Source organism: Asanoa sp. NPDC050611 (genome assembly GCF_040654855.1).
Taxonomy (GTDB): Bacteria; Actinomycetota; Actinomycetes; order Mycobacteriales; family Micromonosporaceae; genus Asanoa.
Window position 1 is genome coordinate 1 of the sequence record NZ_JBFAIU010000360.1, and the last position, 7,560, is coordinate 7,560.

Below are 7,560 nucleotides of genomic sequence, written 5' to 3' on the forward strand. Positions count from 1 at the left end.
GATCTACACCTAGCCCATTACCCTCTTTCCCTCCCCGCCGCTCTTCCGATCGGCGCACGGCCTGCCCCGGGCGGTGGGGACGGCCTGCCGGGCGCGGGGGGGGCCCGCCCCGGGCCCCCCCCGCCGATCCGGTTACTCGCCGCCGAAGTCCCCGAAGTCGCCGCCGTCGTCCTCGAACGCCTCTTCGATCATCTCGCCGGCGATCATGCCGCCGGCGACGCCCAGCGCCGCGCCCGCGACCACGCCGCCGATGCCGCTGCCGTGGCGGCCGCGATCGTGGCCGCCGTGGTAGCCGTGCCCGCCGGAGAAGCCGCCCCGGCTCGCGAAGAACGCCTGCCGCTGGTCGACCGACTGCCGGACCCAGCCGTCGACCACGCGCGCCCAGTCGGTGGTGTCGGCGTCGGAGTGGGGAATGGTGTAGCGGCCGTACGCGTCGTGGCCGCCGACGAACATGCCGCCGCGCTTGTCGAACTCGAGCACCACGTCGACCGTGTGCGGGTTGGCGACGAAGGTCAGCTCGACCTCGCTGATGCCGCCGTAGTGCGGTGCGGGCCAGAACTCGATCTCCTGGAAGAACGGCAGCGTCTGCTGCACGCCGTGGATCCGGGCGTATTCCAGGTCGGCGTTCTTGAACCGGAAGCCGAGCTGGCTGAACGCCTCGAGGATGCGCTCCTGGATCGGCAGCGGGTGCACCGCGACCGGGTCGAGGTCGCCCTTGTCGACCGCGCGGTCGATGGCCACCTCGGTGCGCAGGCCCATCGTCATGCCGTGCAGGCGCCGGCCGTAGACGTCGGTGATCGGCGTCTCCCACGGCATGTCGACCTGGAACGGGATCGACAGCTGCTGGCCGGCGTTGAGCTTGAACCGGCCGGCCACCGGCGTGCGGTGGAACTCGCCGACCGTGCCGTGGTCGCCGCCGCCGGTCTCCACCTCGATCCGCGTGACCAGGCCGAGGGTGACGTGCGCGAGCTCGACGTCGTTGGTGCCGCCGGTCAGGTTGACCTGGCCGGTCAGCGGCAGGCCGGGTCTCGTGTTGGGATTGGACAGCACCGTGTCGACGCTGGGACCACCGACCCCGAGGGCGCCCAACATCTTCTTGAAGACCACTGTGTATCTCCTGGTGTCGAAAGCGTCGGTCAGGGCCGCAAACCGTTGCGGCGTCAGACATCTCCGAGAATCATCCACATCGGAGAATGCGGCCGTGCGCGAGAACCTACCAGGTGAAACTGACAGTTGGCTGAGAGTGACCAGTGAGCCGCTCAGTAGCGGTCGAGCTCGCTCGACGGCGCCATCACGATGCGCGGCTTGGCGGCCGGGTCGAGCCAGCGGAGCACCTTGACCAGATCGGACTCGGCCAGCGCCACGCAGCCGGCGGTGGACCGGCCGGGGACCATCACGTGCAGGAAGATGCCGCTGCCGCGGGGCGGGTCGGCCTTGCGCACCGGGATGTTGTAGTTGATCACCGCGAAGTAGCGGTACTGCGGGTCGGTCTCCCAGAGCGCCTCGCTCGCGCCGCCCGGGTCGGCGCCGTGGAAGAACGAGTTGTAGCCGGCGGTGGCGGGGTTCTCGTTCCACCAGTCGTCCGCGACCAGCTTGTGGTAGCTGTAGCGGACGCCCGGGTTCGCGGCGATGCCGTACATGGTGCCGCCGAGGCTGTAGACGCCGGTCGGGGTGGTCAGGTCGCCCTCGACCTTGCTGTCCTTGAAGCCCTTGGTGCCGAGCTTCGCGGTCATCGAGCCGAACGCCGGCGTCCACGTGCCGTTGCGCTTGCCGAACGCCTGCAGGGTGCCGTTGCTCGTGCCGTAACCGTTGGCCTTGACGACGATCACCTGGGTGGTCGTGGACGGCAGTGTGCGCAGCCTCGACGCGTCGTTGCTCGCGGTGGTGGTCCTCGGCCTGGGACTGGCCGTGGTGCGCGTCGGCGTGGGACGCGTCGCACGGTTGGACGCCGGCAGGTCGCCGCGGCGGGCGAGCTGGTCACGGGCCGCCGCGGTCGGCGTCGCCGACTGGCCCGGCGCGGGCGCCGCGGTGGTGTCGGTGCCCGGCTGTGCCCCGCATGCCGAGAGTGCGAACGTGGCCAGGATGGCCACCGCCGACCGCCGCAGTGCGTTCACGTCGAGACCCGATCCGTATCGTATGGACGATGCTGCGGACGAAACCCTACCTGGTGACGGTGCTGCTGGCGGCCCTGGCGCTGGGCGGCTGCGGTGCGCGACCGGCCGAACCCGCCGCGTGGTCGCCGCCGCCGTCGCCGGCCACGTCCGCCGCGGTGCCGCCGTCGCCCGCCGCCACGAGCACCGCGAGCACCGCGTTCGCCGCGAAGACCGAGCGGGTCACGGCCGCCGACCTGGGCAGCAGTTGGCGTTCCGGCTGTCCGGTCGGCCCGGAGAGCCTGCGGCTGGTGCGGTTGACCTACTGGGGCTTCGACAACCGGCCACACAGTGGCGGGATCGTGGTGCACAAGGACGTGGCCGGTGACGTGACGACAGTGTTCCGCACGCTGTTCGCCAAGCGGTTCCCGATCCGCCGGCTCACGCCGGTCGCGGAGTACGGCGGCAGCGACGACAGGTCGATGGCGGCCGACAACACGTCGGCGTTCAACTGCCGGAACGCGGTGTCCGCGGGCAAGCCGTCGTGGTCGGTGCACGCGTACGGCAAGGCGATCGACGTCAACCCGGTGGAGAACCCGTACATGTTCGGCGACGACGTGCTGCCGCCGGCCGGCCGGGCCTTCGCCGACCGCTCCCGCTACCGTCCGGGCATGGCCGTCAAGGGCGGCGTGCTGGTCAAGGCGTTCGCGGCGGTGGGCTGGAAATGGAACGTCGGCGGCGCCAACCCGGACTACCAGCACTTCAGCACGACGGGCCGCTGACCAGCTTCGGCCAGACGTGGCAGGATCCCGGGGTGGACATCCGTCGGCTCGCCGCCGTTGACATGCACGGGTCCGCCGGCGCGGGGTGGCGGCGCTGGGTCATCCTGGCCGAGTTCCTGCTCGGCGTGGTCGGCGGCCTCGCGCTCGGGCTCTTCCTGGTGCTGCACGCCGCCACCGTGTTCGGCGCCTACGTGATCGGCGTGGCGCTCAACTACCTGCCGTTGTCGGTGCACGCGCTGACGCTCATCGTGCCGGGCGCCCTGGAGCGTGAGCTGGCCGGGGTCGACGTGCCCGCCGCGCTGCGGCATTACACGACCCGGCAGTTCGCGGTGTTGGTGCCGCTGCTGTTCGTGGCGTTCGACCTCTGGAGACGGGTGGTACGGGTCAGATGACCATTGTGGAGCTTCGGCAGTACACGCTCGTGCCCGGTGGGCGGGACACGCTCGTCGCGCTCTTCGACCGGCACTTCGTCGAGTCGCAGGAGGCCGAGGGGATGCGGATCGTCGGCCAGTTCCGCGACCTCGACCGTCCGGAGCGGTTCGTCTGGGTGCGCGCCTTCCCCTCGATGGAGCGGCGCGAGCCGGCGCTGACCGCGTTCTACACCGGTCCCGTCTGGAAGGAGCACAGCGCGGCGGCCAACGCCACCATGGTGGACGTCGACGACGTGCTGCTGATGCGGGCGGTCCAACCGTTCCCGGCACCGGCGTCGCGCGACACCGCCCCGCCGCCGGGCCGGATCGTGGTCGCGGGCCTGTGCCCGCTGCCCGGTCCCGCGTCCTACGCGGGCGAGTTCGACCGGGTTCTGCGCCCGCGGTTGGGTGTCCCGGTGCTCGGCACGGCGCAGACGATCCACGAGCCGAACGACTTCCCGGCCCTGCCGGTGCGGGAGGGCGAGGACGTGTTCGTCTTCTTCGCCTCGGTTCCCGACTCCGAGGTCGACGCGTTCGCGGCGCGCGTCGCGGGGCTCGGCACGGACGGGCTCGCCGGGCCGGTGGGGCTGTTGCGGCTCGCGCCGACGCCGCGGTCGGCCCTGCGCTGAACGGTGCGCCCGACCCGGCGCAGCCTGGCCGGTGAGCGGCTGGTCCGCGGGCTCCGGGCCGCCCGTCCGGACCTGCACCCGCGGCGCCAGGCGTCGTGACGGGGCGTGTCCCGGGCGGACGCGGGCCTGGCGGTGGCGCTGTTCGGGCTCACCGCCGTCCGGGCGATCGACGCGATGTTCGCGCGCCGCCTGCTCGGCCGGCCCGAGCGCCCGCCGCACCGCTATGTGGGTGCGGGCGGCACCGGTGAGGCGGGCGGCTGCGGCGACGACGGCGGGTGCGGCGACGGCGGCGAGTGAGCCGAGCAGAGCCGGCGGATCGACCATTCCGGCCTGATTGACGGCTTTTCGGGCTTATTGTCCAATGTGTGGGCGTCCGCCGATGGACCGGCACAGCCGTGGCGTGCGCCGGTCTCGTGCTGCTCGCGCTGGCCGGCGCACCGGCCTGGCACGGCCCCGGCGGCGGCGCGGCGGCCGGGCGGGCACCGGTCGCGTACGCGCCGTCGCGGCCCGGGCCGGGCACGCCGATCGCCCGGCTTGCGATCCCGCGGCTGGGGGAGCGGTGGACGGTGGTGGAGGGTGTCGGCGCCACGTCGCTCGCGGCCGGCCCCGGTCACTACCCGCAGACCGCGCTGCCCGGTGCGGTGGGCAACTTCGCCGTCGCCGGCCACCGCGCCCGGGGCGTTTTCCGCGACCTCGACCGACTCACCCGCGGCGACGCGGTGATCGTCGAGTACGGGCGCCGCGTGTTCACCTACACGGTGACGGGCAGCCGGGTGGTCGCGCCGACGGCGGTCGAGGTGCTCGCACCGGTGCCGGACGCGCCGGACGCCACCGCGACGGTCGCCACCCTCACCCTCACGACCTGCGAGCCGAAGTGGTCGGCCGACCGGCGGCTCGTCGTGCACGCGACGCTCGATCCCGGTGAGGTGCCATGACCCTCCTGCGTACTGCCATCGTCACGGGCGCCGCCGCCCTCACGCTCGCGCTGTCGGCCGGCCCCGCGCGGGCGATCGAACTGACCGGCGTGTCCGTCGCCGGCACCGCGGCGACGGTCTCCGGCGGCGCCGCCCGGCCGGGCGCGACCGTGGTGGTCACGGCCGCGACCGGCAGCGGCCCGGAGATCGACGTCGTCACCTGCGGCGCGACCGCCACCGCCGCCGGCACGTGGTCGTGCCTGCTGACCGGCCTCCGGCCGGCGAGCTGGACGGTCAGCGCCTCGGACCACGTGGCAGCCACGCCGCTGCGCGGATTCCAGGTCGGCTCCGGCGGCCCACCGGCGGACCCGCCGGAGCTGGCGACGACCGGCGGCTCCGTGAACCTGCCACTCGCGGCCGCCGGCGCCGCACTCCTCGCCGTCGGCGCCGGCCTGCGCCGGCGCTCACGCGTCCCGAAGGCGCAGTAGCAGCCCGCCGAGCAGCAGTGCGCCCGCCGACCACAGGGCCAGCACGCCGAGACCCGGCCATGGGCCGATCGGCAGGCTCGCCACGTCGAGGGTGTGCTGGACGGACAGCCCGGCGGTGCTCGGCGTGAGCTGCCGCAGCCGCCGTTCCCAGTCCGGATCGGTGACGATCGACGCCAGGATCGGCGCGAGGTAGAGCACGCCGAGCACCACGCCGACCCCCGTCGGCGCGTCGCGTACCGCCGCCGCGAGGCCCAGGCTCAGCAGGGCGACCAGCGTCAGGTAGAGCACCGAGCCCGCCACCGCCCGGAACGTCGCGCCGTCGGTCAGGGACAGCGGCGGGTAGCCGTGCGCGGCCGTGAAGCCGCGGCCCGGCAGGATCAGGCGGCCGGCCAGCCACGCGCCGAGCACGCCCGGCACCGCCGCGACCAGGGTGGCGCCGGCCACCACCACGCCCTTGGCGGCCAGGACGGCCGATCGCGACGGCATCGCGGCCAGGGTCGTGCGGATCATCCCGGTCCGGTACTCGTCGCCGACCACCATGACCGCGAGCACCGCCACGACCGCCTGGCCGAGCTGCACGCCGGTCAGGGTGATCCGCGGCGCGTCCACCCCGCAGCCGGCCGCGGCGCAGGTCACCGCCGCCGCCGTCGCCGCGCTCAGGCCGGCCGTCAGCACGGCCGCGGTGGCGACCAGCCAGTAGGGGCCGGCCACGGTGCGCAGCTTCGTCCACTCGGCGTGCAGCGCGGTCATCACGCGTCCCGCCGGCGCAGCAGCACGGTCGCGACCGCCAGGGCCGCCGCGGTCCACGCGCAGAGCACCGCGAAGCCGCCCCACGGTGGCAGCGGGAAGAACCCGAAGGCCGGCGTGTACGCCTGGTGCACCTGCGGCCACTCCGGCACGCTCTGCTGGATGGCGAACGCCGCCGCGGGCGTCAGGCGCAACACCCATTGCGCGGGTACGGCCGGCAGCACGGCCGCCACCGACAGGATGTAGGGCAGCGTGGTGAGCACGACGACCGCCGCCACCGCCCCGGCGCCCCGCCGCAGGATCGTGCCGATCGCGACCGCGAACACGGCGGCGACGGCGAGCAGCGCGGCCGTGCCGACCACGATCCGCACCTGGGTGCCGGCGCCGACCTGGTAGGGGTCGCCGCTGCGGACCGCCTCGCCGACCAGCAGCGCCGCGGTCGACGCGACCAGGCCGATGCCGAACGTGAGCACCCCGATCACGATGGCCTTCGCGGCCAGCACGCGGGCCCGGAACGGCGTCGCGGTGAACGTGGTGCGGACCAGGCCGCGGCGGTACTCGGTGGTGACGAACAGGACGCCCAGCACGGCCAGCACCGTCAGCGCGGCGAACCCGCCGACCAGCGTCTGCTCGAGCTTGGGTCCGGCACCGCCGGCGGCGGGCGCGATGTCGCCGGTGCCGCTGACGACGACCGTGTCCCCGCTGCGGGTCGCGCCCACGTCCGGCCGGTCACGGGCCGGGTTGTCGCCGACGACCACGGTCTCCCAGTCGCTGCCGGGCGCGGTGACGTTGTCGAACGTGCCGGTCGCGATCGCCATGCCGCCCATGCTGCTGGTGCCGCCGAGGAACTGGTCGAACTCCTCGTGCGGCGGCGTGGCGACGAACAGGCCCGCCGCCAGCTCGCCGGTCGGGAGGGTGGCCGTGCCGATCTTCGTCCAGGCGGCGCCGTCCGTGGACGCGTACCCGGTGACGGTGCCGCCGGTGCGCTCCAGCCGCAGCCAGCGGGCGTCCGCGGGACCGGCCTGGTCGTGGACGAAGTCGTGCTGCATGCGTACGCCGTGCTCGCCGGTCACCATCACCGCCGCGTAGGGCGAGCCGGGCGTCGTGCCCTGCTTGATGATGAGGCCGGCCTTGGCCCATTGCTCCGGCTTCGCCGGTCCCGGCCGCTCCGGTCCGGCCGGAGCCGGCGGCGCGTTGCCCGGCTCGGACGGCATCAGCGCGGTGCCGGTCAGGTCGGCCACCCGGACGGTCAGCGTGCCGTCTCCGGCCAGCGGCTGGCGCACGAAGGTGAAGCCGTCGACCACCGGCGTGCCGTCCGGACCGCGGGGAGGCGCGCCACCGCCGCGCGGGCCGCCGGTGTCGCTCGTGCCGGCGCCCGCGAGCACCGCGAAGAACAGCATCAACGGCCGGAGGGGGACCGGGCCGCCCTCGCCGAGAACCTCGGTGTGCTGCTGGGGGACGAGGGGCTGCAGGCGCGGCTGGGTGCGGCTGCTCGCGAGC

The 7,560-nt window shown here is 74.2% G+C and carries 10 protein-coding genes; 6 read left to right on the top strand and 4 right to left on the bottom strand.

Features of this window, described 5'->3' with window-relative positions:
* Positions 1 to 132 precede the first annotated feature (132 nt).
* Together AB0H87_RS34885 and AB0H87_RS34890 are read right to left on the bottom strand one after the other, a co-directional pair.
* Entirely contained in the window at positions 133 to 1,107 is a 975-nt protein-coding gene (locus AB0H87_RS34885; RefSeq protein WP_360155692.1) for a sporulation protein, read from the bottom strand.
* Positions 1,108 to 1,259: 152 nt separating this feature from the next.
* On the bottom strand, positions 1,260 to 2,114 hold the full coding sequence (locus AB0H87_RS34890) for a L,D-transpeptidase family protein (RefSeq protein WP_360155695.1): 855 nt from the start codon (positions 2,112 to 2,114) through the stop codon (positions 1,260 to 1,262).
* Positions 2,115 to 2,143: 29 nt separating this feature from the next.
* Here AB0H87_RS34890 and AB0H87_RS34895 point away from each other — a divergent pair, with 29 nt between their 5' ends.
* The 6 genes from AB0H87_RS34895 (at position 2,144) to AB0H87_RS34920 (ending at position 5,313) form a co-directional block, all read left to right on the top strand.
* Positions 2,144 to 2,872, top strand: a complete 729-nt coding sequence (locus AB0H87_RS34895) for a M15 family metallopeptidase (RefSeq protein ID WP_360155698.1) — start codon at positions 2,144 to 2,146, stop codon at positions 2,870 to 2,872.
* Positions 2,873 to 2,904: 32 nt separating this feature from the next.
* Positions 2,905 to 3,264: a hypothetical protein gene (locus AB0H87_RS34900; protein WP_360155701.1), complete on the top strand. Its 360-nt coding sequence runs from the start codon at positions 2,905 to 2,907 to the stop codon at positions 3,262 to 3,264.
* A complete protein-coding gene (locus AB0H87_RS34905) occupies positions 3,261 to 3,911 on the top strand; it encodes an NIPSNAP family protein (protein WP_360155704.1) in 651 nt (216 codons plus the stop codon). Before AB0H87_RS34900 ends, AB0H87_RS34905 begins: the two co-directional genes overlap by 4 nt.
* A 105-nt stretch (positions 3,912 to 4,016) precedes the next feature.
* Positions 4,017 to 4,208, top strand: coding sequence for a hypothetical protein (locus AB0H87_RS34910; protein ID WP_360155707.1), 192 nt, complete (start codon positions 4,017 to 4,019; stop codon positions 4,206 to 4,208).
* Positions 4,209 to 4,276: 68 nt separating this feature from the next.
* Positions 4,277 to 4,846: a class E sortase gene (locus AB0H87_RS34915; RefSeq protein ID WP_360155710.1), complete on the top strand. Its 570-nt coding sequence runs from the start codon at positions 4,277 to 4,279 to the stop codon at positions 4,844 to 4,846.
* Positions 4,843 to 5,313: an LPXTG cell wall anchor domain-containing protein gene (locus AB0H87_RS34920; protein ID WP_360155713.1), complete on the top strand. Its 471-nt coding sequence runs from the start codon at positions 4,843 to 4,845 to the stop codon at positions 5,311 to 5,313. Before AB0H87_RS34915 ends, AB0H87_RS34920 begins: the two co-directional genes overlap by 4 nt.
* On the opposite strand, the gene AB0H87_RS34925 is transcribed toward AB0H87_RS34920, so the two are convergent.
* Both AB0H87_RS34925 and AB0H87_RS34930 read right to left on the bottom strand, forming a co-directional pair.
* A complete protein-coding gene (locus AB0H87_RS34925) occupies positions 5,290 to 6,063 on the bottom strand; it encodes an ABC transporter permease (protein WP_360155716.1) in 774 nt (257 codons plus the stop codon). The genes AB0H87_RS34920 and AB0H87_RS34925 overlap by 24 nt on opposite strands.
* Positions 6,063 to 7,560, bottom strand: a 1,498-nt coding sequence (locus AB0H87_RS34930) for an ABC transporter permease subunit (RefSeq protein ID WP_360155719.1), incomplete at its 5' end; no start/stop codon positions are given. The genes AB0H87_RS34930 and AB0H87_RS34925, both read right to left, overlap by 1 nt.